Below are 24,804 nucleotides of genomic sequence, written 5' to 3' on the forward strand. Positions count from 1 at the left end.
ATGGATGATTGGCAGACACTCAGACGTTCGATCCGCACCCACCTGATCGTCGGTGTGCTCGGATTTGCCACGCTGGTCGGGCTCTTCGGCGGTTGGGCGATCGGTACGGAAATCGTCGGGGCGGTGATCGCTCAAGGATCCGTGGTTGTCGAAAGCAGCCTGAAGAAGGTGCAGCATCCCGTTGGCGGCGTCGTCAGCGAACTCATGGTGCGCGACGGCGATCACGTGAAGGCGGGGGATGTCGTCATGCGCATCGACGCGACGATGACGAAGGCCAATCTGGCGATCATCCTCAAGAGCCTGGACCAGTTCGCCGCCCGCAAGGCGCGGTTGGAGAGCGAACGCGATCGTACGGAACGTGTCGTTTTCCCGGAGACATTGCTGTCGCGCGCCGAGGATCCTGATGTGGCTGCAATGATGCATGCCGAGCAACGCCTTTACGAAAGCCGCAGGGATGTGCGCGAGAGCAAGAAGCGGCAACTGGAGCGGCGTGTGCAGCAGCTGAACGACGAGATCCGCGGCATGGATGCCGAGCGCACCGCCAGTAGCCGCGAGCGGATCTTGATCAAGGAGGAGCTTGGCCGCTACACCTTCCTGCATGACAAGGGGCTGATGGAAAAGAGCCGCCTCAGCGCACTCGAGCGCCAGGCAACCGACATCGATGGCGAGATGGGCAGGCTGCTGGCAGGCGTCGCCGGCGTGCACGAGAAGATCGCCGAGACATCGCTGCAGATCATTCAGGTCGACGAGCAATGGGCCGAGGAGGTCGGAACCGACCTGCGCGAAATGGATGCCCGCATCGGCGAATATGTCGAGCGCAAGGTGGCGGCCGAAGACCAGCTGAAGCGGGTCGATATCGTCGCGCCGCAGAACGGCATCGTGCACCAGCTCGCCGTCCATACGGTCGGTGGTGTGGTCGCTCCGGGCGAGCCGATCATGATGATCGTGCCGGATATCGACAAACTCGTCGTGGAGGCCAAGGTCGCGCCGCAGGACATCGACCAGATCTATTCCGGACAGAAGGCGATCCTGCGTTTCTCCGCCTTCAGCCAGAAGACGACGCCGGAAATTGTCGGGGCCGTCGAGCGGGTGTCCGCCGATGTTTCGGTCGACCAGCGGACGGGTGCGAGCTTCTACGTCGCGCGCATCGCGATCACGCCGGCAGAGATCCAACGGCTTGGCAATGTCTCGCTGATGCCAGGCATGCCGGTGGAGACGTTCATTACCACCGGGGAACGAAGCGTTGCTTCATATTTCATCAAGCCGCTGATGGATCAGGTCAGCCGAGCCTTCCGCGAGAGCTGAGCCAACCGTCGATTCGCGGTCCGCCGGCCGTTGCTAACGAAAAGCAGTCCGTTCCATCCGGTCATCCGACTGCGACGGGGCGGGCTGTTTTGGTGTTCTGGACGCAATGAAGCAGCAAGAACCCGCAGATTTCTGCCTGCATGCGGCCTGCTAAGATCATGCTGCCGCCGGCTCATTGTGTCTCCCTCAACAGCAATCCACCTTGAAAAGTGGGCTGTTGCCCACTTTATCACGTCACGATTGCAAGTAGCCGCCGCTTCAAAGTCGCTGAATTCGCACGGTTTTTCTCCGTAAAACCGGAATCGCTAATTCTTGCCAACATAATTGTCGACAAAATAGTTGACATTAGAGCCGACAACTTCAAATCTAGCGCTGTCAGCCATCCAGTAATCGAGGGATCGCGGACCGACCGGGTCGGCACGGCACGGCGACGAATGGGAAAAACAGAGGGAACCACATGAAACTGAGAAAGCATCTCCTTGCGGGGTTGGCATTCGCCTTTCTCGCCTCGACGGCACAGGCCGAAACGCTGCGCTGGGGCAGCCCGCGGGATATCTTCTCGCTCGACCCGTATTCCTACGGCAGCACGTCGAACCTCGCCTTCCTCAATCACGTCTATGAGGGACTGACGCGCTACACGCCAGATTTCGTCGTTGAGCCGGCACTCGCCACCAAGTGGGAGTTGGTCTCCGAAAAGGTTTGGCGTTTCCACCTGCGCAAGGGTGTGAAGTTCCAGAACGGCGCGGATTTCAACGCCGACGACGTAATGGCCTCGATGGCTCGCGTCAGCCACCCGACGTCGCCGCTGCGTGGCAACATTCCGGCCTATGTCTCCACCACGAAGGTGGACGACTACACGGTCGATATCGAGGTGAATTCGCGAAGCCCGCTGTTCCTGAACGACATGACCAACATCTTCATGTTCGACAAGGACTGGCTGATCGAGAACAAGTCCGAATTGCCGACCGATGTCGGCGGCAAGGTCGAGGGTTACACCACCTATCACACCAACGGCACCGGGCCGTTCATCGTTGAGTCGCGCGTGCCTGACAGCAAGACCGTGCTCGTCAAGAATAACGGCTGGTGGGATACCCCGAAGCACAATCTCGACCGCATCGAATTCACCCCGATCACGTCGGCTGCTACTCGCGTCGCGGCCCTCCTGTCGGGCGAGATCGACCTGACCGACGGTGCGCCCGTGCAGGATCTCGACCGGCTGAAGAGCGATCCGAACATCAAGGTCGTCGAGCGCTCCGACCTGCGCACGATCCACCTGGTCTTCAACCGCAAGGACAAGCTCAACGACGGCCGCGAAAACTTCTTCAATGACATCAAGGTCCGCCAGGCGATCGATCATGCGATCGACCGTCAGCTGATCTTCAAGCGCGTCATGCGCGGCAAGTCGCATGTGGCCGGTACCATGGTTGCGCCCGAGATCCCGGGCTACAGCGCCGAACTGGATGTGCCGACCACCTATGATCCGGAACTGTCTAAGAAGCTCCTGGAAGAAGCAGGCGCCGTCGGCACCGAGTTCACGCTTGTCTGCATGAACGACGAAAGCGTCAACGAAGAAGACGTCTGCAGTGCGCTCGTGTCGATGCTGTCGCGTGTCGGGCTCAAGCCGACGCTCGACATTGGTCCGCGCGCCGTGCAGGCGCCGAAGCGCGCCGGCGGCAAGTCCGATGCCTTTATGATCGGCTGGGCCAACGAGCCGACGCTCGATGCCTACTCGATCCTGATCCAGGTGCTTTCGACCCGCGAAGGTGCTGCCGGCGTCGCCAACTATGGCGGCTGGTCCTATCCCGAACTCGACGCCATGGTGAAGAAGGCCGCCGTCGAAATGGATCGCGACAAGCGATTGGCGATCGAGACCGAAGCGCTGAAGTTTGCCAAGGATCAGGTCATCATGATCCCCTTGCATCAGCAGCCGATGGCATGGGCGATGTCGAAGGAAGTGACCGACGTCACCATCCGCGCCGACAACAAGCCGCGCCACTGGCTGACCCGTGTCGGCGATTGAGTCCACATTGCCCCGGCAGAGCCTGCTCTGTCGGGGTTTCTCATTGAGCGGGAAACCCAATGATTGTCTTTCTGATCAAGCGGCTGGCTAATGCCGTGATGGTCATGCTCGCCGTCGCGCTGATGGCCTTCATGATCTTTCGTTTCGCCGGCGATCCGGTCGAACTGATGGCCAACGAACAGATGTCGCAGGCCGATCGGCTCGAACTGCGCGAAAAGCTCGGGCTGAACGATCCGTTCCTGACCCAGTATGTGCGCTTCGTCGTCAACGCGGCCCAGGGCGATTTCGGCATCAGCTACCGAAACGGTCAGGACGTGATGACGCTGATCGCCGAACGGTTCCCGGCGACCATCGAACTGGCTCTGGTCGCCACGGTCCTGTCGCTGCTGGTCGGCATTCCGCTCGGCGTGCTGACGGCGATCCATCGAGGCCGCTGGTATTCGGAAGGCTTGCAATTCGTCAGCATTATCGGCGTTTCCCTGCCGAGCTTTGTCGTTGGCATCCTGCTGATCCTTGTCTTTGCCGTTTCGCTCGGCGTAGTGCCGGCCTTCGGCCGCGGCGACGTCGTCCAGATCGGCTGGTGGAGCACGGGCCTCTTGACCGCATCCGGGCGTGCGTCCCTGCTTCTGCCGTCCTTTGCGCTTGCCCTCTACCAGATCACGCTCGTCATGCGGCTCGTGCGCGCCGAGATGATGGAAGTGCTGCGTTCTGATTTCGTGAAGTTTGCCCGTGCCCGCGGCGTGCCGCGGTGGCGCATCAATTTCCGCCATGCGCTTCGCAACTGTCTGATGCCTGTTGTCACCATGACGGCGATGAACGTCGGCTCGCTGATCGCCTTCGCGCTGATCACTGAAACCGTGTTCCAGTGGCCGGGAATGGGCATGCTGTTCATTCAGGCGGTGACCTTCCTCGATATCCCGGTGATGGCAGGCTACCTGTGCATCGTCTCCTTCATCTTCGTCACGCTGAACACGCTTGTCGATATCGCCTATGCGGTCATCGATCCCCGTCTTCGCGATGCCACACGCTGAGGCCGCCCCATGACTGACCAGGCTCAGGAAACAACCTCGACAGCCAAGATCGGCCGGCTCGCGCGCTGGCGTCAGAGCGATCTCTGGTGGTCCTTCACCCGCAGTCCGTCGGCAATCGCCGGCGCGCTGATCCTGCTCGTGCTCATCGCCGCGGCTTTTGCCGCGCCGTTGATCGCGCCGCAGAACCCGTTCGATCCGGCGCAGCTCGATCTCTGGAACTCGGAGCTGCCGCCGATCTGGCAGGCTGATGGCCAATGGCCCTTCATTCTCGGCACGGACACCCAGGGCCGCGACATGCTTTCGGCTATTCTCTACGGCTCTCGCATTTCGATCCTGATCGGGGTCTGCTCGGTGATCCTGTCGCTGACGGTCGGCCTCAGCCTCGGTCTCATCGCCGGCTATTTCGGCGGCGTTGTCGACAACATCCTGATGCGCATCGGCGATGTTCTGCTCTCGATCCCGACGATCCTGATCGCCATTCTCGTTAGTGCCGTTGCCCGCCAGATGCTGCCGCCGGAGCTGCGCGACGTCGGATCGGCAGCTGTTCTCGTGCTGGCAATCACGCTCAGCGCCTGGGTTCAATATGCCCGAACCGTCCGCGCCCAGACGATCGTCGAGCGCGGAAAGGAATATGTCCAGGCAGCCCGCCTCCTGAAGACGCCGGCGCGGCGGATCATGCTCAACCATATCCTGCCCAACACGCTGACGCCGATCATGGTTGCAGCCACGCTGAACTTCGGCATGGCGATCCTCACGGAAGCGACGCTCTCTTTCCTCGGCATCGGCATGCCGCCGAGCCAGCCCAGCCTCGGAACGCTCATCCGACTTGGCAACCAGTTCCTGTTCTCCGGTGTCTGGTGGGTCGTCCTCTTCCCGGTGCTGCAGCTTTGCCTACTTGTCGTCTCGGTCAACCTTCTTGGTGACTGGCTGCGCGACGCACTCAATCCGAAACTGAGGTGAATGATGTCCAACCTTTTGATCCGTAACGTCCGTCCCCACGGCGGGGCGCCGACGGATATCCTGATCCGCAACGGCAGGATCGAAGCGATCGGCCAGAACCTTCAGGCCGATGGCTTGGCGATCGAGGATGGCCGTGGCCACATCGCCATTCCCGGCCTGGTCGAAGCCCATACCCATCTCGACAAGTCGGTCTGGGGCATGCCCTGGCATGAAAACGCCAAGGTCGCATCGTTACGCGGACGCATCGATTTCGAACGCGAGAAGCGGCTTGAGATCGGCATCGATCCGCATCGCCAGTCCATGCGCCAGGCGATCCTGCTGGCGGCGAACGGCGCCAGCCATATCCGCAGCCATGTCGATATCGACACAACCCATGGCCTGCGCCTGATGGAAGGCATCATCGAAACGCGCGAGGCGCTCGACGGCATCATTGACATTGAGATTGTCGCCTTTCCGCAGTCGGGCCTGGTGACCCGCCCGGGCACGGTTGAACTTCTCGATCAGGCTCTGAACAATGGCGCGGAAGTCCTTGGCGGAATTGACCCTTGTGGCATCGACCATGACCCGAAGGGGCATCTCGATGCCGTCTTCGGCCTTGCGGAAAAACATGGCAAGCCGATCGATATTCATCTGCATGAAGCCGGTGAACTCGGCGCTTTCAGCATGGAAATGATGTTCGAACGCATTCGCGCGCTTGGCATGCAGGGAAAGGTTGCGATCAGCCACGCCTTTGCGCTGGGCGCCCCGGATTACCTGCGGGTCGCCGGCCTGCTCGAGCAGATCGCCGAGCTCGATGTGCGCATCGTCACGACGGGCTCGCCGTCCTCGACGGTTCCGTCAATCCTGCGCCTCAAGGAGGCTGGCGTGAAGGTGGGCGCCGGTTGCGATGGCATTCGCGACACCTGGGGCCCCTGGGGCCAGCCGGATATGATGGACCGCGTTCGCATCCTCGGCATGAAGAACGGCCTGCGCCGCGACGTCGACCTGGAGCATGCGCTTCATGTCTGCTCGACCGGCGGTGCTGACGTCATGGACATTGCCGGCTACGGCCTCGAAGTCGGCTGCAATGCCGATTTTACCCTGCTCGTCGGCGAAACGCTTGCCCATGCAGTCGTCGAAGTCGCACCACGTCCGCTGGTCGTCAAGCGCGGCCGTGTCGTTGCCCGTAACGGTGTCGCGGAGGTAGCCATCCCATGATCGACCTCAAGGATTTGAAACTCGGCGCGCGCGCCGAAGGCCGTACGTTGCTGACGGCGCAATGGGTTCTCGGCCACCGCGACGGCAGTCACCGCCTCATCCCGAACGGCGACGTGGTCATCGAAGGCGGCAGCCTGCTTTATGTCGGGCCGCACTTCGAGGGCGAGGTCGCACGTAGGGTGGATTTCGGCGCGGCGATGATCAGCCCCGGCCTGATCGATCTCGATGCCCTCTCGGATCTCGACACGACGATCCTTTCCATCGACCATCAGCCAGGCTGGGCCAAGGGCCGGGTCTGGCCGCGCTCCTACGTCGAGCGCGGGCCTTATGAAATGTATACGCAGGAGGAACTGGCATTCCAGAAACGCTTCTCCTTCGCTCAGCTTTTGCTCAACGGCATCACCACCGCGGCACCGATCGCGTCGCTGTTCTATCGGGAGTGGGGCGAAACGGTCGAGGAGTTTGCAGCCGCCTCGGATGCCGCCGGCGATCTCGGCCTGCGCGTCTATCTGAGCCCAGCCTACCGATCGGGCGGCATGGTTCTGGAAGCGCCGGGACAGCTCGAGGCAGTCTTCGACGAGGCGAGGGGCCTTCAGGGTCTCAACGACGCCATCGGTTTCATCCGTGAGCATGATGGCCGTCATGGCGGTCTGGTTCATGGACTTCTGGCCCCTGATCGCGTCGAGACATGCACCGAGGCGCTGCTGAGGAGAACGGCGGATGCCGCGCGCGATCTCGATTGCTCGATCCGGCTGCACGCCGCACAGGGCACGATGGAGGTCGATACGGTCCGTCGTCTTCACGGCAAGACGGCGCCGGAGTGGATGGCGAGCCTCGGCTTCCTGAGTTCGCGGTTGATCGCCCCGCATGCCACGCAGGCAACGGCCAACGATCTCAAGCTCTATGCCGAAAACGGCGTCAGCATCGTCCATTGCCCAATGGTCTCGGCACGCGGCGGCAGCACGCTCAACTCCTTCCGCTCGGTCAAGGAGCGCGGCATCAACATCGCCATGGGCACCGACACGACGCCGCCCGACATGCTGATGAACCTTCTGGTCGGCCTCATCACCTGCCGCGTAGTCGAGGGCGACACCGCAGCCGTCAGCTGCGCCGATCTCTTCGACGCCGCCACTTTGGGTGGAGCAAAGGCATTGGGACGCAGCGATCTCGGGCGGCTCGAGCCAGGCGCCCGGGCTGACATCGCGGTCTTCGACCTGATGGATCACCACATGGCACCGGCGATCGACCCGATCACGACGCTGGTTGTCGGTGGCTCCGGGCGTGTCACCAAGACGGTCTTTGTCGATGGCCGTCTCTCCATGCACGAAGGCAAGGTCGCCGGCATCGACATGGATGCGGCACGCCGGCAGGCACAAAAGCAGTTTGACGGGCTGATCGCCAAGTACCCCGAACGCAGCTGGGCGCATCCACCCGTCAGCGAAATCTTCCCACCCAGCTATCCCTTGGAGGACCTGCGGCATGAGTGAGCTCGTAACTTCGCCGGTTCTCGACGTGCGCGGACTTTGCGTCGAGTTTCCCGGTCGGCACGGCACCGTGGCGGCATTGTCCGACGTCTCGCTCAGCATACGTCCCGGTGAGATACTGGGTGTGGTCGGCGAATCCGGCGCCGGCAAGTCGATGACTGGCCTTGCCGTTCAAGGTCTGCTCGAACCGCCGGGACGGATATCCGGTGGTGAGGTCTGGCTTTCGGGTCGCCGCATCGACCAGCTTTCCGACAGGGAAATGCAGGGCGTGCGCGGCCGACAGATCGGCGCGATCTTCCAGGATCCGCTGACATCGCTCAACCCGCTCTTTACCGTCGGCGCGCAACTGGTCGAGACGATCCGCCTTCACCTGAAGCTGTCGAAGCAGGGTGCCAAGGAACGGGCTATCCACCTCCTGAAGGAAGTGGGTATTCCCGCACCTGAGGCACGTTTCGATCACTATCCGCACCAGTTCTCGGGCGGCATGCGGCAGCGTGTGGTCATTGCGCTTGCGCTTGCGGCGGAGCCGAAGCTGATCATCGCCGACGAACCCACGACGGCGCTGGATGTTTCGATCCAGGCGCAGATCACCTCTCTCCTGCGTCGTCTCTGCGACGACCACGGCACATCCGTGATGCTGGTGACGCACGATATGGGCGTGATTGCCGAGACAGCAGATCGGGTCGCTGTGATGTATGCCGGTCGTCTGGTCGAGATCGGGCCCGTGGAAGAAGTGCTGCGCAATGCGCGCCATCCCTATACGCGCGGGCTGATGGGTTCGATCCCGGCGCTTGGGCGCCGTGTCGAGCGGCTGAACCAGATCGACGGCTCGATGCCACGCCTGAACGCCATCCCGCGTGGATGCGCCTTCAATCCGCGTTGTCCCGAGGCAGGACCGCGTTGCCGTGAAGATCGTCCGGAGCCGACCCCGGTCGGCTTCGGCGTCAGTGCTTGCTGGCTCAATGCAGGAGGAGTTCTATGAGTGACGCCCTGACCGTCAATGATCTGACGTGCAATTTCGATGTGTCGGCCCCCTGGCTGAACCGGGTCCTGGAGCGCAAGCCGCGCCAGTTCGTGCGCGCGGTGGACGACATCAGCTTTTCCGTGCCGATGGGCGGCTGCCTTAGTCTCGTGGGAGAATCCGGCTGCGGCAAGTCGACCGTCGCCCGGCTTGTCACCGGCCTCTATCGCGCCTCGGAGGGTGAGGTTCGTTTTGCGCCGGGTCGCTCCGGCGAGCCCCTTTCCGCCCAGATGATCTTTCAGGATCCTTTCGCCAGCCTCAATCCGCGCTGGCGGGTGAAAAACATCATCGCCGAGCCGCTGCGCGAGCTGAAGCTGCGCAATTCGGAAGCAGAGGTGATGGAGCGCGTCGGCGAATTGCTGCGCATCGTCGGACTTGCGCCTTCTGATGGTTCGAAGTTTCCGCACGAGTTTTCCGGCGGCCAGCGACAGCGCATTTCGATTGCGCGTGCGCTTGCTGGTGAGCCGGAATTCCTTGTCTGCGACGAACCGACCTCGGCACTCGACGTATCGGTACAGGCGCAGATCCTCAATCTGATGCGCAAACTGCAGGATGAGATGGGGCTCACCTATCTCTTCATCAGCCACGACATGAGCGTCGTCCGCCATATGTCGGACCGGATTGCAGTGATGTATCTCGGCCGCATCGTCGAGGAGGCGGACACGGAAACGCTTTTCGCCAATCCGCGCCATCCCTATACGCGGCTGCTGCTGGAAACGATCCCCGATATCGCCGAACCGAAGCGCCAGCGCAGCATCACGGCCAGTGAAGTGCCGAGCCCGCTCAATCCGCCGTCGGGCTGCACCTTTCACCCGCGTTGTCCGCTGGCTGATGCCCGCTGCAAGAGCGAACGTCCGGCAATGAGAAGCTTTGCCGATGGTTCCCGCGCGGCATGCCACCGCGTCGAGGAAGCTGTCGCGTCAATGGCAAAGCCGACGCAGGCAGCCTAGCCCAAGCGTCATCACAGAATGAAAAGCTCCGGAGGTAGTTGCCTCCGGAGCTTTTTGTTTTCAGTCGGTTGCAGCGGTTTGCTAAGCTACCGTATCCACAAGGTGGGTGACGGCCGCAGACTTAACCCGCGGATAGTCATAGGCGCCCACCTTGGAGGTGGCATAACCCGCGCCAACCAGTGCTTCGGCGAGCTTGATTGCAGCGGTCACGCCGTCAATCACCGGCATGCCCGTTCTAAGCTTAAGCCGGTCGCACAGTTCCGACATTCCCGCACAGCCGAGAATGATCGCCTCAGCGCCATCCTCATGCTTGGCGCGCAGGATTTCCTGTACGAGCATTTCCTCCGTGTGGGCGAGGTCTTCCTCCAGCGCCAGCACCGGCATGTCGACAGAGCGCACCTTGCGACAGCGGTGGCCCGCACCATAGGCGTCGACCAGGTCCTCGATGATCGGCACAGAGCGAGGCAATGTCGTGATGATGGAGAAGCGCGTGGCGATGTTCATCGCCACCTGGATGGCGGCCTGGCAGATGCCGATGACCGGTCCGCGGGCGATCTCACGTGCAGCGCCAAGGCCGGGGTCGTCGAAGCAGGCAATGACATAGGCATCGACCCCGCGCTCCTCTCCGGCGCGGATTTCGGCAAGCATCGCCGGCACCGCCATGGCTTCGTCCGCATGGCCCTCGATGCTGGCGGGACTTGTGGTCGGGTTGACGGACTCGACCAGCGTCGGGGCGGCTGCAACCCGCTCGGCGCTGCGGTGCGCCTGTTCGGTCATCGAGGCAGTGGAGTTCGGGTTGACGAGAAGGATGCGCATGGATCAGTTCATTTTCGTTTTGAGGGCGGCAAAGGACGCGATGTCGGGTGTCCGCATCTCGAACTGACGATCGGAGGTGATGTAGTTGTTTGGCTGTTCGGTGAAGTCAAAGTCCATCAATGAGCTCTCAGGTCAGCGCGGTCGGTTGTCACACCGGTCGATGGCCGTCGTTTAAGTGGTTGCCACAGCATATCAAGTTACGGTACACAATATTGTCTACAATTTTGTAGTCAATATCAAACTGCAGTGAGTGGAATTGACTTTGAACGCTGGCCGACGAGAGTATGCGAACGGCTATGGGAGATTTCATGTACAATGCGGACGAGACCGCCGGAGCGCCGACGGCTATCATTTGTGAGAAGATCTGGCTTGCCATTGCGGAGCGGCGCCTGCGCCCAGGCACCCGCCTCAAGGAAGAGCAGCTTGCCGAGATTTTCTCCGTCAGTCGCGCCCGTATCCGCCAGGCGCTGACCGCGCTCGAACGGGATGGGCTGGTTACGATCATGCCGAACCGGGGCGCCTTCGTATCCGAGCCGTCGGTGGATGAGGCGCGCGACGTCTTCGTGACGAGAAGGGCGATCGAGCAGCGGGTGGTCGAGCGCTTGTGCGAGCGGGCGACGGTGGAAGACATCGAGCGTATGCGCTCCCATATCGACGAGGAACGGGTTGCGGGTAGGGCAGGCGATCTCTCTGCAATCGTTCGTCTTTCCGGCGGATTCCACCTGCTTTTGGCGGAGCTCTCCGGCTCTGCCTTCCTTTTCGGCATCCTGCGCGACCTGGTTTCGCGCACATCGCTGATCACCGCCATGTACCGTTCGAAACACCTGCACAATTGCGGGCCGGACGAGCATATGGCGGTCGTCGACTGCATCGCGGCGAGGGATGTGGACACGGCGATCCGTGAGATGGCCGAACATCTGCATCACGTCGAGGCGGAACTGGATCTCGACGAAGAGAAGGATCAGCCGCGCGACCTGCGCGCAGCACTGCTTTGACATTCTATTGGCAATAACCCAACCGCACCGCTCTTGTGAGGAGGCGGTGCCTGTTTTGAGAACTGAAGGACGGAAATGACTGGTCGTAATTACTATGCGCCCCATGGCGGCGCTCCGGAACAAACGCAGCTCCTGACCGACCGTGCGGTCTTCACCGAAGCCTATGCGGTGATTCCGAAGGGCGTGATGATGGACATCGTCACCAGCTATCTACCGTTCTGGGACAAAACCCGCCTGTGGATATTGTCGCGACCTTTGTCCGGTTTTGCTGAAACATTTTCGCAGTACATCATGGAAATCGCTCCAGGCGGCGGCAGCGACCGGCCGGAACTCGATGAGGGCGCTGAGGGTGCGCTGTTCGTCGTCGAGGGTGAACTGACCGTCACGCTTGATGGCAAGGAGCACCGCATGCAGCCCGGCGGCTTTGCTTTCATTCCGCCGGCCAGCAACTGGGCGGCGCATAACAGAAGCGAATCTCCCGTTCGCTTCCATTGGGTCCGCAAGGCCTATGAATACGTCGACGGCCTTCCTGCTCCCGAAGCCTTCTTCACCAACGAGGCTGACATCACACCGTCCGCCATGCCCGGCACTGAAGGCAAGTGGGCAACGACGCGTTTCGTCGACCCGACCGATCTGCGGCACGACATGCACATGACCATCGTGACCTTCGAGCCGGGCGCGATCATTCCCTTTGCCGAAACCCACGTGATGGAGCATGGCCTCTACGTGCTCGAGGGTAAGGCCGTCTACCGGCTTAACCAGGATTGGGTCGAGGTCGAAGCCGGCGACTATATGTGGCTTCGCGCATTCTGCCCGCAGGCCTGCTACGCCGGCGGCCCCGGCAAGTTCCGCTATCTGCTCTACAAGGACGTCAACCGTCACATGAAATTGCGCGCGCGCTAAGATCCGCGGCAACATTGTCCTACCGAAACAGCGCCTTCCAAGAAGGCGCTGTTTCTTTTTAATCAAAGGGATGCGTTAGCAATTTAATGTGCATGTGCCGCCTTGGGTCGGTGAGGGCCAAGCTTTTGCCCCACGGGCCGAAGATATTCGCCGGTCTGAATGACAAAAGCGCGATCTCGCTCCTGACTCTCGTCCTCGTTGCGGCCGGCGCAGTCAACGTTGTCCCGTAGCGGCACGCCAGCGGATCACCACGGTCCATTGACGTAGAGAAAATACTTGTCTTTGGGCGCGCCCGGCGGAAGCGGTAGCGAACGCGTCCCCGCCAGTTCGAGCGGCAAATCGGACAGGACGATGGCATGCGGCGCAAGGACTGCCGGGAGGCATCGGCTCAGTTTGGCGCTTGTCGCAATATTGTTCGCGTTGACATATGAACCCATATCCGCATGCGCCAGGATGACCTGTCTGTCAAAGCGGGTGGCAGCGGCACCAAGCGTATCCTCGATGTCGCCGAGCAGCAAATAGTTCTCTGGCGGCGTGCAGTCGGCGAAACAGTCGATCTCGCGATCCAGAACATAGATCTCGCGCTCCGGGAGATGGATGCGCAAGTGGTCGTAGGTACGACCGTGACCCAGCCCCATCTCGAACACAATGCCCGGACGGTCGGCTATTTCTCGGAAGGCCCATTCGAGGCAGATGTGCTGAGCCTCCAGACGGAACAGCAATGTTTCGAGCCGGGAGTCTTTACGTCTCCCTTCAGCGCGCGGTTCTTTCAGTGTGGCACGTGTCGGCATACTTATCGTCCCTGCGGGTTATGGAATCGAACGCGGCTCGGATGGCTCCAATTGGCGCCGGCGCGGTGGCCTGCAACCGGTGAATGAAAGATATAGGACGAACGTCCGATGTGCCAGTGCCCAGCCTGGGAGGAAAAAATGCAGTGATCTCAAGGAACATCTAAGTTCCAGGAGGCATCTAAGGTGGACGGGCAACCAGGCTGGCGATTTTGCGACGTTTTTTTGGGGGCTTCAACGGAGATCCCGACCCCATGAGAGAAGGCCGTGGGCGCGATCCCGACGTACAGGACGGTACGACTGAGGGGCAGCAAAGGGTTGCACTCTGCCGTCTGCAAGGTGCTTTTCCAACGACTGTTGTGTGGCGAAACCGGCCATATCCCCGTCGTGTGAGCGTCGCCATGGCGCTTAGGGTTTCGCCCCCTACCGGAATCGCTCCCGCCTTCAGCGCGAGCGCTGTCAATCGACAAGTTGTGGATTGGTGGGGCGCAGGCTCTTTGGCCGGATCAGACGCAACGAACCGCCGGCGGCGTCCTTTTCGAGTTCCAGCACGCGGGTGAAGAAGCCGTTGGCGCGTTCCCTGCGCCCGATGTTGACGATTGCCGCCTTGCCCATTTCCTGGTCGAGGAACGTCATCACCTTGCGATAGGCATCGTCTTCCAGTGTATCCAACGCCTCGTCGATGATCAGCCACCGCGGTTTGTGCAGACCAAGGCGGGCGATCGCCAGAAGACGCATCTCGACCTCGCTCAGATTGAGCTTCTTGCGCATGTCCTGGTCGAGACGATCGGCGAGGCGGCCAAGGCCGACCTTGGAAAGCACGCCGCTAAGTTCGCCGTTCTTGAAGCTGTCTGGCGTCTTCGGGTAGGCAAGCACCTCTTCCAGCGTGCCCGGCGCAAAATACGGCGAGCGGGGAACGAAGGCGAGGCCATCATCGATCGGCAGCGAGATGCGGCCATGCCCCCAGGGCCAGAGACCTGCAATGGCGCGGAAGAAGGGCGCTTTTTCCACCTCCGCCGCACCGGTGACAAGCACGCGTTCACCAGGATTGATGGTGACATTGGGCTCCGAAAGCTTGATACAGCCGGCGGCCGAGACAATCTCGATATGATCGAACATCATCTGCGGTCCATCAGCCGTAACGAACTCGATGCGCTTGTCGCCTTCATGCCGGTCGTCGACGACGAGCAGGGCTGAGCGGAACGCGGCGACGCGCATCAATGTCGCGCGCCAGTCGGCAATGGCACCGATGTTGTCGACGAACCAGCGCAGCGATGCGTGCACCTGGTTGAAGGCGCCCACGGCCATCATCAGGCCGCCGAAGCTGAGATCGCCGGCGAAATAGACCGGCGAGGCGATGACGATCGGTGCGACGACGGTGATCCAGCCATAACCGGCCGTCACCCAGGTCAGCCGCGTGACGGCGAGCAGGAGGCTCTGGCTGATCTCCAGAACGGACGCCAGATCCGCCTGCAACCGGCGTTTCTCGTTCGTCTCGCCCGATGACAGCGAGACCGCCTCGATGTGTTCGTTGATGCGCATCAGCGAGAAGCGCAGCGACGCCTCGCGTGCGTAGTGTTCGCCGTTGAGCTTGACCAATGGCCGCCCGACGAGCCAGCTCAGCCATGACGCCGTGCCCGCGTAGAGAATGGCAGCCCAGACCATGTAGCCAGGGATGTTGATGGCCATGCCCGAGATGTGAAAGACGAAGCCGTCCGACAGCGACCAGAGCACGCCGATGAAGCCGGCCAGCAGGATGCCGGATTGGATCAGCCCAATCGTCAGCCCGGCGGAGAGATCTGACAGATGGCGTGCATCCTCGTGTATGCGCTGGTCTGGATTGATGCCGATGGCGCCTGCATTCGCCAGCCGGAACGCGCGCGCCGGCTTCATCCATTCGTGGATGAGATCGAGTGTCAGGCCTTCGCGGAGCTTCAGCCGAACAAGCTGGCCGAGCCATGTCTGCAGAACATTGAGAACGAGCAAAGCTCCGGCGATCTGGGCGAAGACAACGAGCTGGTGCAGGAAGGCCGGGAGGTCACGTCTTTCCAGCGTGTCGTAGAACGGCTTGTACCATCGATTGAGGATGATCTGACCGAAGGCAGTGGTGACGATGACGGTCAGGATACCAAGGGCGAGCCAGATGATCCGGTTTCGGAGTGGCGAAGCCATGAAGGCTGCATGCATCATCCGTAACTGGGCGCTAAGGGGTTGTTCGTCGTTGGCCTCTACCCGACCATTGTTCTTGCCGTTTGTTGGGTTCGGCATCGATGCGAATCTCTCCGTCACGATCTCCACAGGGGAAATATAGCCTGCCGAGCCCGGTCTCCCTAGCGCCGATTGTCGTTATCCAAATCAGCAGAAGGCAATTTGGGTGGCCCCTGTTGCCCAAGCAACAGCATTCGGGCTGCAAAACTCAATTCAACAAGGAGCTGGACGACAGTGCGGCACGCGCCCCAAAAGGCATGAAACTGATTGTATCCATATAAAGAGGGTTCATAGTTCCGATCGATGAGACACGAGAGCGCATCCACGGGAGGAACGTGCATGTCCAACAATCTCGACCACATCCGTGAGCAGCAGAAGGATCTCTGGGACCGGTTTTCAACCGGCTGGCAGAAATGGGACGAACTGGTTCTGGGCTGGCTCGCTCCGTTCGGCGATGCAATGATCCACCAGGCCAAGCTTAGGGATGGTGACCATGTTCTCGATGTCGCGGCTGGCACCGGCGAACCGGGGTTAACGGCTGCCGCTTTGGTCCCGAATGGTCGAGTGACGGTAACAGACCTGTCCGAGCGCATGCTCCAGGTGGCCGCCGAGAATGCCCGACATCGCGGTCTCAGCAATTTCACGACCGAGATATGCGACGCCGGCAGTCTGCCTTTTGCCGATAAATCCTTCGACGCAGTACTATGCCGGTTCGGGTTCATGTTTTTCCCGGATGTCGGCGCGGCGGCGCGACAATTCAGTCGTGTCGCGAAACCTGGCGCGCGTGTTTGTGCTGCTGTTTGGAGCGGGCCTGAAAAAAATCCCTGGGCGACGACAATAATGGCAACGATCGCGCGGCACGTGACTTTGCCCGCGCCGATGCCCGGCGCGCCCGGCCTGTTTCGTTGCGCAGCCGCGGGCATGATGTCGGCGGCATTCGCCGACGCAGGTTTGCAAGATGTCGATGAGCGGGAGATCTCAACTATGATGGTGCACGAGTCTCCCGAACGGTATTGGACCTTCATGACCGAAATAGCGGCGCCCGTGGTCGCGGGGCTGGCTCAGGCGGACGCCGCGACGCATGAGGCGATCAAAAATGAGGTTCTTGATTTGGCGCGTCAGTCCATGCGCGGCAACAAGGTCGAGTTACGTTCTACTGCGACGATTGTCACGGGAACACGAAGATAAAGGCGGACGAGGACCACGGCGGGGCTTTCAGACACGACCGTGCATGGAGAACACTGTCTGAGGGTCGCGATCAACAATCACCGCACCAGACGCCAGGACTTGAAGTTGCTCGTCGACGAGGTCGTCCGGCTTGGCCGGGAAATCGTCCGGGCGAGCGCAGCTGCCTGAATGGCCCGCAAACCCCAGGGTGTCACGTTCGTTGTCACCGCGTCAGCGACGGTTGACGTGGCGTGACGATGCGGTCCGAGGTGCCGTCGGCCAGAAGCCGAAGCATCTCCGAGACTGCGGCTTCCCGTTGCGGATCTCGGCCGGCGGCATAGGCGAGGGGCAGGGCGACGCGAATGTCCGGGGCGATCCCGTTTCCTTCCAGCCGAACATTGTCGTCGATGACCGCATCGGAAACGGCAATTTCAAGGAGGCTGTTGTCGGGCAATGTATAGGCGCGGCCAGCCAACAGCGCGCCAGCGGTTCGCTCGCCCACAAGCGGAATGCCATTGATCTTCAGCGCGTAGGCGAAAAGCTCGAGCCCGCTGCGCGTGCCCTCATCGACCAGCGCCACCACCGGCCCGCGCCAGCGAACATTTGCCAGCGTGTCCTTTCCGCGCCGCGGGATCAATCGGAACGACGGCGTGTCGCCGACGAACAGTTCGGCGGCGTCCGCAGCGCCACCGCCCCAACGCCCGCGGAGGTCGACGATCACCCCGTCGACATTGCTCAGGCGACCGGTCGAAAGCTCGCGCTCCACGATATCAAGCCCATCGCGCGTCGAGAGGGTCCAGAACCTCACATAGCCGATCTTTTGCCCGTCCCGTTCGCTCACTGCGACGCTGTTTTCGATCGCCTTTTCGAATGTTGGGAGCGGACGCAGCCGTTCGACCGCAACCTTGACGCCTATCGGCGCCGCATCGGCCCTGCGGCGGAGACGGATGTCAACCGATTGCCCGACCTTGCCTTGAAAGGAGGCGATCTCGCGATAGGGCTTACCATCGACGGCAAGGATCTCGTCGCCCATGACGATCCCGGCTTTTGCTGCCGGAGAACCATCATAGACATCGGTCACGAACCGGGCATCGCCTAACTGCGTGACCATGCCGATGCCGGCGTAGCTCACTTCTCCATCGGGCGGAAACAACCGACGCAGGTCATCACGGATAGCGAAGCGGAAGATGTCGCTCAACTCGAAGTACGCAATCGTGTCCGATTTGAAACGGCCATTGTGGGAGGCTTGCAGGCTGGCCAGCGCCGTTTCGATAGCCGCATCCACGCGGGCCGTGGAACCCGTCGTGGACAGCGCGGGTGCCGCGCTTTCGATTTCTTTTTTTGCCGCGGCGTTGAAGCGATCGAGCGCATTTTCGTCGTGAAACTCCGAATTCACCAACGTGATGACGCGGTCGAAGACCGGATCGCCCGACCGAGGCACGTCGGTCGCAAAGGCGCTCACGGATATGAACGCCAGCAGGATCGGGGTTTGTGCGGCCCTGAGTATCGCATTGCGCATCGGCGGTTTTCCGGTTCGTTTCCGCTCATTATCGGTCTAAGCGCGGCGGAGGCGAGGCCCGGCATTGCAAAATTGCGTGATCGCCGGTGTGAGGCACTGGCTGCACCGCGCGCCATGGCGTCCAGTTTTAGAGATGGCGATGGTAGGAGGTCGTAAGGGGCCGATACTGATCACTTTGCGCGTCAGCTAAAAGCCTGGTCTAGAAACCGGCTTTCCGTAGCTCGCCGGCTAGAAATTCGGTAAAAACCTTCACTTTCGACTGCAGAAGGCGGTTGGTCGGGTAGACCGCGTAGATGCTGCGCCGGGCAAGTTTTTGCTGCGGCAAAATCCGCACGAGCTTGCCGCCGTCAAGCGGCGGGTTGGCGATGAAGGACGGCAAGGCACCGATGCCGATGCCGGATTGGATCATCTGACACAACATCAGACTATTGTCCGCGACGAAACGCGCGGGCAATTCGATGCTTGTCGTCCCATCGGGACCTTCCAGCACCCAGCTCCCCGGTTGGTCGGCAAGCCGGTAGGCGAGGCAATGATGATGCTTGAGATCGTTGACCTCGGTCGGGGTGCCATTTGCCGAGATATAGGCAGGCGCTGCACAGATGAATTGCTCGACTTCACCAAGCCGCCTGGCAATCAAAGATGAATCCGTAAGCGTCGCGCGCACGCGGATGGAAACGTCGAAGCCCTCGGAGACGACGTCGAGCACGTGGTCATCGAGCGTCATATCCACCTTCAATTGCGGGTGAAGCATCATGAAGCGGGCAAGCATCGGTGCGAGAACGGTCAGTCCGAAAGACAGGGGAGCATTGATCCGGAGCCGGCCATTGATTTCGCCGGTTTCCCCGGATGTCTTCCGCTCGAGATCGTCGAGCTCGTCGAGCAGCCTGCAACATTCGGTGAAATAGCTGCGCCCGCTTTCCGAGAGGCTCATGCGGCGCGTTGTGCGCACGATCAGCACTGTGCCGAGCCGCGCCTCGAGCTGCCGGATTTGCTTGCTGATCGACGCATTCGATTGTTGCTGCTCTTCGGCCGCCTTGCTGAAGCTCTGCAACTCGATGACGCGACGGAACGAGCGCATGGCGGCAAACAGATCCATATTTTCTCCTGAGTAAATTATGTTTTCTAATTGTCGCCGATTATTCGCGCTTGGGCTAGCAATAAGATGGACCCAGCTTCCCGATTTCAGGGAAAGCGAGAAGAAGGAGTTCATCATGTTCGATACGAAAGTTCTCAGCCGCGCCTTGGCTGCCTCCCTCATCGCCGGCCTCGTTGGCAATGCGGCTCTCGCACAAGAGGTCGGCAAGAGCCCCTGGGGGCCAAAGGATGAGATCGGGCGCCTCAATCTGATCACGCCGGAATCCCGCGCTGCGATCCTCTCGCGGATTGATGGAGGCAGGTCCTACGATCTAGCGGTGGAGTATTTCATCGGCATGCCAAGCTGGGAGGCGGCGGGCGATCCGCCATACCAGATGTGGATGACCCACACGCCGCATGGCACCGCCGTTTCCGACCCGATGAAAGTCGGCAAGGAGATGAACGAGCATGTCAGCTACACAGGCTCGGCCGTGTCGATGTATGCACACATGGGCACACATATCGATGCACTCAATCATTTTGGCTTGAACGGCAAGATCTGGAACGGTTATGCCGCCACCGAATACCTTGGCGACCAGGGCTGGACTGTCACAGGCGCCGAGAAGCTGCCGCCGATCATTGCGCGCGGGGTCATGGTCGATGTCGCTGCAGCCAAGGGCATGCAGATGCTGCCGGACAACTATCGGGTGACGCGCAAGGATCTGCAGCAGACGCTCGACCGCCAAGGCGTGAAACTGAAGCAGGGCGATGTCGTGCTCATCCGCACCGGGCGCATGCAGCATTACGAGAACGCATCGGCCTACATGAACAACCCTCCGGGGCTGAGCATCGATGCTGCGAAGTTCCTGGTCGAGGATGGCGGCGCCATCGTGGTGGGTGCCGACAACCTCAGCTTCGAGGCGTTTCCTGCCGAAACTGAGAACAATTACGTTCCGGTGCACACCTATCTGCTCGCCCAGCAGGGCGCGCCGATCATCGAACTCGTCAATCTCGAAGGGTTGTCGAGGGATCGCATCTATGAGTTCGCATTTGTCGGCGCGTCCTTGAAGTTCCGTGGGGCGGACGCCGCACCCATCCGCCCGGTGGCCTTGCCGCTTCGATAGGATCGGGTACCAGGCGTCCACAAATGGCCAACCGAGACGCCGTGGGAAAAGCTCGCGGCGCTCTTGCTACGTCTCGAGTCCTGTTTGATGGGCAGCGGCCTCGGTGAGGCCGTGACCCTGGTCCCCGACGACAACAGGGCTGACACTGCTACTCTTGCCCATTCGGCGTTCGTTCCAGTCCTGCCATACTTGTTCGAAATACAACCGAATATTGCATTTGTGGCATGGCTGGTTTCACGGCTGAAACCGGGCGATTTCAATTACCGGCGCCTGCCGTGAGAAATCTCTACGATCTTCACGCCGATGGCGGTCTTGGATTCGTTGAAAACGATCTCACCTCGGCCAATGACCGTGCCATTGACCTTGAGGTCGACCGGGTCTCCAAAATTTGTATCGAGATCTATGTGATCATCCCGATGCAGCTTGGAAAGCTGGGCCACAGTCAGCCTGCTGCGGCCAAGGACTACCTCGATGACAAGCGGGATGCCCTGTACGGCATGTTCGCCAATCGGGGCGCTTTCTAACGGAACAGGGCCGGTTTCGATCTCCGGCACGCCATTGTAAAAAGTTTCGTTCATCATCATGCACCACCCAAAAACACTGGTTTACAAGTCCTTAACGAAAGGGTTGCGCCAGTTCGCCATGACAGGCAATGGCACCGGGGAGGGCAGGGCCCGTGCGCCTTCCGTGAGCGTTAACAATCCATTAACATCCACAAAGGCGACGTCGGAAACGTGTCCTAGAGTGTCATTGCGGACCAACTTCCTTCCCGCTTTTCGAACCCTATCGCCCGGCGACCATCAGGCAGCTTGTCACCGAGTCGGACGACATAGACATATCCGCCATAGACCATCAGCCCGCGATCGCCGTCGCTGAACACAATCTCGAACTTTGGAGGGCTCGGGGCAACCGTGCCTTTTGAAGGGTCGGTATCAGGCGCGAGTTCCACGGAAGCGTCGCTCCAAGGCAAACTGGGCGCCGGTGCGACATAATAAATCGCGGTCAAGGCAGATAGGCTGCAGATAGAAATTGCCGCAATCTGCGAGGAAATGCCGTTGGGCCTCATGACATTCGGGTGAAACGTGGCTGCGGCCAATATGCAGTCCTCCTATATTTTACTGATGCTTGCGGCGGCGGGTTGAGGAGGCGGCCGGGTCGATTTGTGGCCTGACAATAAATCTGTCTCGGACCTTTGCTTGACGATGCGACTCAGATGCCTCAGCGCTCCATGCGAAACATTTCACCCTGACCCTGACAGGACAACGCGATCGACAGCGGTTTCCACATCTTTCGATTGCCTTCGAAAGGCGTCCACACTCAGGGGGTATGAGCGATCCAAGGGTATAGCGTCGTCAAGCGCTCCAACTCATCGCATTCGCAAGCGTTGCGTGAACCGACGATTGATCGATACGCATTCAATGTTCAATGAGGACGCCGATTGCTCTCCTTTGGGCGAGCTGTCCGTCACCAGTTGCCGGGGTCGGCGGTGTGATCGACACTGGCAAACTCGTCGGCCTTTTTCCGATCCAGCGTGAGGCCAGTGGTGATCTTTGCCTCATCTGTGACCGAATAGGACAGAGGCGGCGGCCGATTGGTCAGCTCCTGATACATAAGCAAGGCAGCCTCCTCGGCGGTATCAGCCGCGAACTCTTCGTTGATAGTGACGGTGAACTTATGCATAGCCTTCTCTGTGCTCTTTCGACGCCCCGCACCCAAACGCGATTGTAGCGTCTCTGGAGACCCCGGTATATCCATGCGCCTCAATATGCTCGCATGCACCAATGGCCGCGTTCATCGCCACCCCGCTTTCCCCGGAGGATGACGTTAAGTTATCGGCAGCATCGCTGATCACGCCCAGCGCCAGGTTCACAGCCATCGTAGCGAACTCTGGCTGCAGTCACATTGCAGATCTGCCTTGAAGAGGTGGGCGGCGCCGATCGCTTGGCGGCAAGCGGGCGCCGCCCTCGTCGCGAAGGCGTACGACGTCGCGTTGGCGGGGAAGCCACGCCCAGGAATATTAGAAAGCGCGGCAACGCCAATCTATACCTCATTGAGGCACTTCCGATACCTTGGTCGACGTAAGCTGGTCGACGCGGCGGCGCGAACTGGAACAGGCCGCATAGAATCGTGAATAGCCCGAGACCCATGAGGGCAAAATCCGCCACAGCACGCCGTCAAAAGTGCCGGCAAAGACCTTGCCGGTCGACCACATTATTTGCGCGATCGACCGGGCGGCTAACTGATTGGGTTAGGAGCGAACCTGATCACAGAACTTGAGATTGGCTGGCTTCTCCAGAATGTGGTCGTAACCAACGTTCTTCATGTCTGTGGTCGGTATTGAGCCATCGACGATATCCATTACACGTCCCGTCTCCTCCATCCAACGCGCCGGAGTTCAGCGGCGATCCACTGTCTGCCTGCTACGCTTCGGATCTGGAAAGCCTCGTAGTTGAAAAGCGGCCAGCGTTGTAGGTGCACGGCCAAGTCCGCCACGGAGTTGATTACGTGATCGGCGAGACTAGGGTGAAAGGTCGGCTGTTGGGTGAAGATACCAATACAGTACCAATCAACGATTGCCGTCAGTCCAACACCGCCAATTCGTCTATCCAGACATATCCTATCATATTGTATTATAATTCCTATTGCTGGATTCTTCTGCCAGTGATTTGGGAATCATGGCCGTTGACTGGACAAGTGGTCAGTTTTTGGTCTTACTACATGGACCGAACCTCTTATGAATGTAACGGTTCGGTCGTGATCACGGAAAATACATTTCGATCCGGTCGTCAGTAGGCTCGGCCGGTCAGCGGAAAACTGGGAGAGTTAAATGAAGCTGAGATCCATTTTTGCCGTCATGACGGGACCGATCAAGGTCGCACCAGCTGCCACACGCGCGCAGGGTGGGGCGAGACGCTACATTCTGGGCGTCCTGGCAGCAACGGCCTGCTTTATTTCGGCCGTTCCAGTCAGTGCCTTTGATCAGGCCAATGCCGACCGCATCAAGCAGTTGGTCGACACGGGCATGCAATATTACTGGTCGGGCGGCGACGTCAAAAAAGCCGAAGCCGAGGTCTTCAAGGGGATCACCCTGCACGGCAAATACGATGTCGTGGAAGCGGCTTTCAAGGAGGCGTCGACGTTAGCTCCTGAGCGACTGGATTTTCAGTACGCCGTCGCATCGACCCAGATCATTCAGAAAAAACTGGACGAGGCGCAGACGACATTCCAGGGGATCCTCGAAAAAGATCCGACGGCCTTTGACGCCCAAAGCTGGTTGGAGGCCATTGCTCGGATTCGTGGCGATGAGACCAACGTGGCGCTCGCTCATCAAGCTCTCGCAGGGCTCGATCGCGAACAAGCAGAGGTGTATCGCAAGCGTTTTATCCGCGCAGAGCAGATCATGGCAGAAAAGCCAAACTTCGATGTACCGACGCTGCCTGGCAAGGTGATGGTGGTCGCGCTCGGATATGCGTTGGCGGACGACGGCACGGCCCAGCAAACTCTGCTTGACCGCCTCGAAGTGACGTTGAAAGCTGCTGAAGCTAATCCCACAGCGCTCGTTATGGTGAGTGGCGGAGTACCGAAGAACGGCGTCACCGAGGGCGACATCATGTCTAAGTGGCTGGTCGACAAGGGCATCAGCCGTGATCGCATCATCATTGAGGACAAATCAAAAGATACGATCGGCAATGTCGTCAACGCTGCCAATCTCCTAGTGCGGCACCAGGCCGATACCGTAATTTTGGTGACAAGCTCAAGCCATATGCGCCGTGCTCGTACGGTCATGGAAGATGCCCTGACGCAACGCGATTTGCCGACCACTGTCGTGCCACTGAATGCGCTGGACGCACCGTCTCAGGAAGAGGCAGCAAAGGTGGGCGCTGACGAACGGTTGGTAATCTACCGGGATCTGATGCGTGTATCGGGTGTCTGGGCTTACCCTGGGCTTCAACAGTAGTCGCTTCCCCACAGCAACAGAATGCTAGGAACAGATTGCGCGTCCCAATCCATACTTGAGATGGAGGGGCGCGTAAGCTGGCTCGATGGGTCACTCAGAACGACCCGCAGTAAGGCGCATTGAAGTTCCATAAGATACCTTATGCGATCAAATGTTGTAGCCGCAAAGTTGAAGTGTCCTGATCCTGCAAAGTAAGAATGTCACTCTCCCCGGGTTTTGATGACCTGGGAGATTGCGGATGGGATTGATTGCGATGAGCGAGCGTGACCTGCAGCGGATTGAGG

At 60.2% G+C, this 24,804-nt stretch carries 21 protein-coding genes; 13 read left to right on the forward strand and 8 right to left on the reverse strand.

The window, feature by feature from the left end; all coding sequences use genetic code 11:
* From ASD52_RS11005 to ASD52_RS11040, 8 genes are all read left to right on the forward strand, one after another.
* Window positions 1-1,305 carry an HlyD family type I secretion periplasmic adaptor subunit gene (locus ASD52_RS11005; RefSeq protein WP_038578260.1) on the forward strand — a complete coding sequence of 435 codons (1,305 nt, stop codon included), beginning with the start codon at window positions 1-3 and terminating at the stop codon, window positions 1,303-1,305.
* 457 nt (window positions 1,306-1,762) lie between these two features.
* The gene (locus tag ASD52_RS11010; RefSeq protein WP_057224312.1) at window positions 1,763-3,325 is read left to right on the forward strand and encodes an ABC transporter substrate-binding protein; all 1,563 of its coding nucleotides are present in this window, start codon (window positions 1,763-1,765) and stop codon (window positions 3,323-3,325) included.
* Between the two features lie 59 nt (window positions 3,326-3,384).
* The gene (locus ASD52_RS11015; protein WP_025428826.1) at window positions 3,385-4,356 is read left to right on the forward strand and encodes an ABC transporter permease; all 972 of its coding nucleotides are present in this window, start codon (window positions 3,385-3,387) and stop codon (window positions 4,354-4,356) included.
* 9 nt (window positions 4,357-4,365) lie between these two features.
* Window positions 4,366-5,316 (forward strand): ABC transporter permease, encoded by a 951-nt coding sequence (locus tag ASD52_RS11020; RefSeq protein WP_025428825.1) that lies wholly within the window; start codon window positions 4,366-4,368, stop codon window positions 5,314-5,316.
* A 3-nt stretch (window positions 5,317-5,319) separates the two neighbouring features.
* Window positions 5,320-6,513, forward strand: coding sequence for an amidohydrolase family protein (locus ASD52_RS11025; RefSeq protein ID WP_057224344.1), 1,194 nt, complete (start codon window positions 5,320-5,322; stop codon window positions 6,511-6,513).
* Complete coding sequence (locus ASD52_RS11030; protein WP_057224314.1) at window positions 6,510-8,000, forward strand: amidohydrolase family protein; 1,491 nt, start codon at window positions 6,510-6,512, stop codon at window positions 7,998-8,000. Before ASD52_RS11025 ends, ASD52_RS11030 begins: the two co-directional genes overlap by 4 nt.
* On the forward strand, window positions 7,993-8,979 hold the full coding sequence (locus tag ASD52_RS11035) for an ABC transporter ATP-binding protein (RefSeq protein ID WP_057224316.1): 987 nt from the start codon (window positions 7,993-7,995) through the stop codon (window positions 8,977-8,979). Before ASD52_RS11030 ends, ASD52_RS11035 begins: the two co-directional genes overlap by 8 nt.
* On the forward strand, window positions 8,976-9,968 hold the full coding sequence (locus ASD52_RS11040; protein ID WP_038577875.1) for an ABC transporter ATP-binding protein: 993 nt from the start codon (window positions 8,976-8,978) through the stop codon (window positions 9,966-9,968). The genes ASD52_RS11035 and ASD52_RS11040 overlap by 4 nt, the downstream gene beginning before the upstream one ends.
* Before the next feature lie 81 nt (window positions 9,969-10,049).
* Here the strand turns inward: ASD52_RS11040 and ASD52_RS11045 are convergent, their stop codons facing one another.
* Entirely contained in the window at window positions 10,050-10,784 is a 735-nt protein-coding gene (locus ASD52_RS11045) for an aspartate/glutamate racemase family protein (RefSeq protein WP_057206407.1), read from the reverse strand.
* Between the two features lie 308 nt (window positions 10,785-11,092).
* Between ASD52_RS11045 and ASD52_RS11050 the strand changes: the two genes are divergently transcribed.
* Window positions 11,093-11,779 carry a GntR family transcriptional regulator gene (locus ASD52_RS11050; protein WP_057224318.1) on the forward strand — a complete coding sequence of 229 codons (687 nt, stop codon included), beginning with the start codon at window positions 11,093-11,095 and terminating at the stop codon, window positions 11,777-11,779.
* A 75-nt stretch (window positions 11,780-11,854) separates the two neighbouring features.
* Window positions 11,855-12,682, forward strand: coding sequence for a bifunctional allantoicase/(S)-ureidoglycine aminohydrolase (locus ASD52_RS11055; RefSeq protein ID WP_057206409.1), 828 nt, complete (start codon window positions 11,855-11,857; stop codon window positions 12,680-12,682).
* A 245-nt stretch (window positions 12,683-12,927) separates the two neighbouring features.
* Here the strand turns inward: ASD52_RS11055 and ASD52_RS11060 are convergent, their stop codons facing one another.
* The gene (locus ASD52_RS11060; protein WP_063978339.1) at window positions 12,928-13,473 is read right to left on the reverse strand and encodes a class I SAM-dependent methyltransferase; all 546 of its coding nucleotides are present in this window, start codon (window positions 13,471-13,473) and stop codon (window positions 12,928-12,930) included.
* Between the two features lie 456 nt (window positions 13,474-13,929).
* Window positions 13,930-15,738, reverse strand: a complete 1,809-nt coding sequence (locus ASD52_RS11065; protein WP_038578250.1) for an ABC transporter ATP-binding protein/permease — start codon at window positions 15,736-15,738, stop codon at window positions 13,930-13,932.
* Between the two features lie 279 nt (window positions 15,739-16,017).
* Between ASD52_RS11065 and ASD52_RS11070 the strand changes: the two genes are divergently transcribed.
* A complete protein-coding gene (locus ASD52_RS11070; RefSeq protein ID WP_057224320.1) occupies window positions 16,018-16,866 on the forward strand; it encodes a methyltransferase domain-containing protein in 849 nt (282 codons plus the stop codon).
* A gap of 202 nt (window positions 16,867-17,068) precedes the next feature.
* Here the strand turns inward: ASD52_RS11070 and ASD52_RS11075 are convergent, their stop codons facing one another.
* A complete protein-coding gene (locus tag ASD52_RS11075; protein ID WP_057206415.1) occupies window positions 17,069-18,364 on the reverse strand; it encodes a S41 family peptidase in 1,296 nt (431 codons plus the stop codon).
* Window positions 18,365-18,563: 199 nt separating this feature from the next.
* The gene (locus ASD52_RS11080; RefSeq protein ID WP_057224322.1) at window positions 18,564-19,460 is read right to left on the reverse strand and encodes a LysR family transcriptional regulator; all 897 of its coding nucleotides are present in this window, start codon (window positions 19,458-19,460) and stop codon (window positions 18,564-18,566) included.
* A gap of 115 nt (window positions 19,461-19,575) precedes the next feature.
* Between ASD52_RS11080 and ASD52_RS11085 the strand changes: the two genes are divergently transcribed.
* A complete protein-coding gene (locus tag ASD52_RS11085) occupies window positions 19,576-20,562 on the forward strand; it encodes a cyclase family protein (protein WP_082523517.1) in 987 nt (328 codons plus the stop codon).
* Between the two features lie 260 nt (window positions 20,563-20,822).
* On the opposite strand, the gene ASD52_RS37165 is transcribed toward ASD52_RS11085, so the two are convergent.
* The 3 genes from ASD52_RS37165 to ASD52_RS11105 form a co-directional block, all read right to left on the reverse strand.
* Window positions 20,823-21,143 carry a FliM/FliN family flagellar motor switch protein gene (locus ASD52_RS37165; RefSeq protein WP_158071707.1) on the reverse strand — a complete coding sequence of 107 codons (321 nt, stop codon included), beginning with the start codon at window positions 21,141-21,143 and terminating at the stop codon, window positions 20,823-20,825.
* 158 nt (window positions 21,144-21,301) lie between these two features.
* Window positions 21,302-21,658, reverse strand: coding sequence for a hypothetical protein (locus ASD52_RS11100; RefSeq protein WP_057206424.1), 357 nt, complete (start codon window positions 21,656-21,658; stop codon window positions 21,302-21,304).
* Between the two features lie 368 nt (window positions 21,659-22,026).
* Window positions 22,027-22,242 carry a hypothetical protein gene (locus ASD52_RS11105; RefSeq protein WP_057206426.1) on the reverse strand — a complete coding sequence of 72 codons (216 nt, stop codon included), beginning with the start codon at window positions 22,240-22,242 and terminating at the stop codon, window positions 22,027-22,029.
* Window positions 22,243-23,389: 1,147 nt separating this feature from the next.
* Here ASD52_RS11105 and ASD52_RS11115 point away from each other — a divergent pair.
* Complete coding sequence (locus tag ASD52_RS11115) at window positions 23,390-24,520, forward strand: YdcF family protein (protein ID WP_234907938.1); 1,131 nt, start codon at window positions 23,390-23,392, stop codon at window positions 24,518-24,520.
* Window positions 24,521-24,804 lie beyond the last annotated feature (284 nt).

Source organism: Ensifer sp. Root142 (genome assembly GCF_001426785.1).
Taxonomy (GTDB): domain Bacteria; phylum Pseudomonadota; class Alphaproteobacteria; order Rhizobiales; family Rhizobiaceae; genus Ensifer; species Ensifer canadensis.

Bases quoted from the DNA above. Each gene is read 5' to 3' on its own strand.
- ASD52_RS11005 (WP_038578260.1), top strand. From the start codon at position 1: ATGGATGATTGGCAGACACTCAGACGTTCGATCCGCACCCACCTGATC.
- ASD52_RS11010 (WP_057224312.1), top strand. From the start codon at position 1,763: ATGAAACTGAGAAAGCATCTCCTTGCGGGGTTGGCATTCGCCTTTCTC.
- ASD52_RS11015 (WP_025428826.1), top strand. From the start codon at position 3,385: ATGATTGTCTTTCTGATCAAGCGGCTGGCTAATGCCGTGATGGTCATG.
- ASD52_RS11020 (WP_025428825.1), top strand. From the start codon at position 4,366: ATGACTGACCAGGCTCAGGAAACAACCTCGACAGCCAAGATCGGCCGG.
- ASD52_RS11025 (WP_057224344.1), top strand. From the start codon at position 5,320: ATGTCCAACCTTTTGATCCGTAACGTCCGTCCCCACGGCGGGGCGCCG.
- ASD52_RS11030 (WP_057224314.1), top strand. From the start codon at position 6,510: ATGATCGACCTCAAGGATTTGAAACTCGGCGCGCGCGCCGAAGGCCGT.
- ASD52_RS11035 (WP_057224316.1), top strand. From the start codon at position 7,993: ATGAGTGAGCTCGTAACTTCGCCGGTTCTCGACGTGCGCGGACTTTGC.
- ASD52_RS11040 (WP_038577875.1), top strand. From the start codon at position 8,976: ATGAGTGACGCCCTGACCGTCAATGATCTGACGTGCAATTTCGATGTG.
- ASD52_RS11045 (WP_057206407.1), bottom strand. From the start codon at position 10,784: ATGCGCATCCTTCTCGTCAACCCGAACTCCACTGCCTCGATGACCGAA.
- ASD52_RS11050 (WP_057224318.1), top strand. From the start codon at position 11,093: ATGTACAATGCGGACGAGACCGCCGGAGCGCCGACGGCTATCATTTGT.
- ASD52_RS11055 (WP_057206409.1), top strand. From the start codon at position 11,855: ATGACTGGTCGTAATTACTATGCGCCCCATGGCGGCGCTCCGGAACAA.
- ASD52_RS11060 (WP_063978339.1), bottom strand. From the start codon at position 13,473: ATGCCGACACGTGCCACACTGAAAGAACCGCGCGCTGAAGGGAGACGT.
- ASD52_RS11065 (WP_038578250.1), bottom strand. From the start codon at position 15,738: ATGCCGAACCCAACAAACGGCAAGAACAATGGTCGGGTAGAGGCCAAC.
- ASD52_RS11070 (WP_057224320.1), top strand. From the start codon at position 16,018: ATGTCCAACAATCTCGACCACATCCGTGAGCAGCAGAAGGATCTCTGG.
- ASD52_RS11075 (WP_057206415.1), bottom strand. From the start codon at position 18,364: ATGCGCAATGCGATACTCAGGGCCGCACAAACCCCGATCCTGCTGGCG.
- ASD52_RS11080 (WP_057224322.1), bottom strand. From the start codon at position 19,460: ATGGATCTGTTTGCCGCCATGCGCTCGTTCCGTCGCGTCATCGAGTTG.
- ASD52_RS11085 (WP_082523517.1), top strand. From the start codon at position 19,576: ATGTTCGATACGAAAGTTCTCAGCCGCGCCTTGGCTGCCTCCCTCATC.
- ASD52_RS37165 (WP_158071707.1), bottom strand. From the start codon at position 21,143: ATGATGAACGAAACTTTTTACAATGGCGTGCCGGAGATCGAAACCGGC.
- ASD52_RS11105 (WP_057206426.1), bottom strand. From the start codon at position 22,242: ATGCATAAGTTCACCGTCACTATCAACGAAGAGTTCGCGGCTGATACC.
- ASD52_RS11115 (WP_234907938.1), top strand. From the start codon at position 23,390: ATGAAGCTGAGATCCATTTTTGCCGTCATGACGGGACCGATCAAGGTC.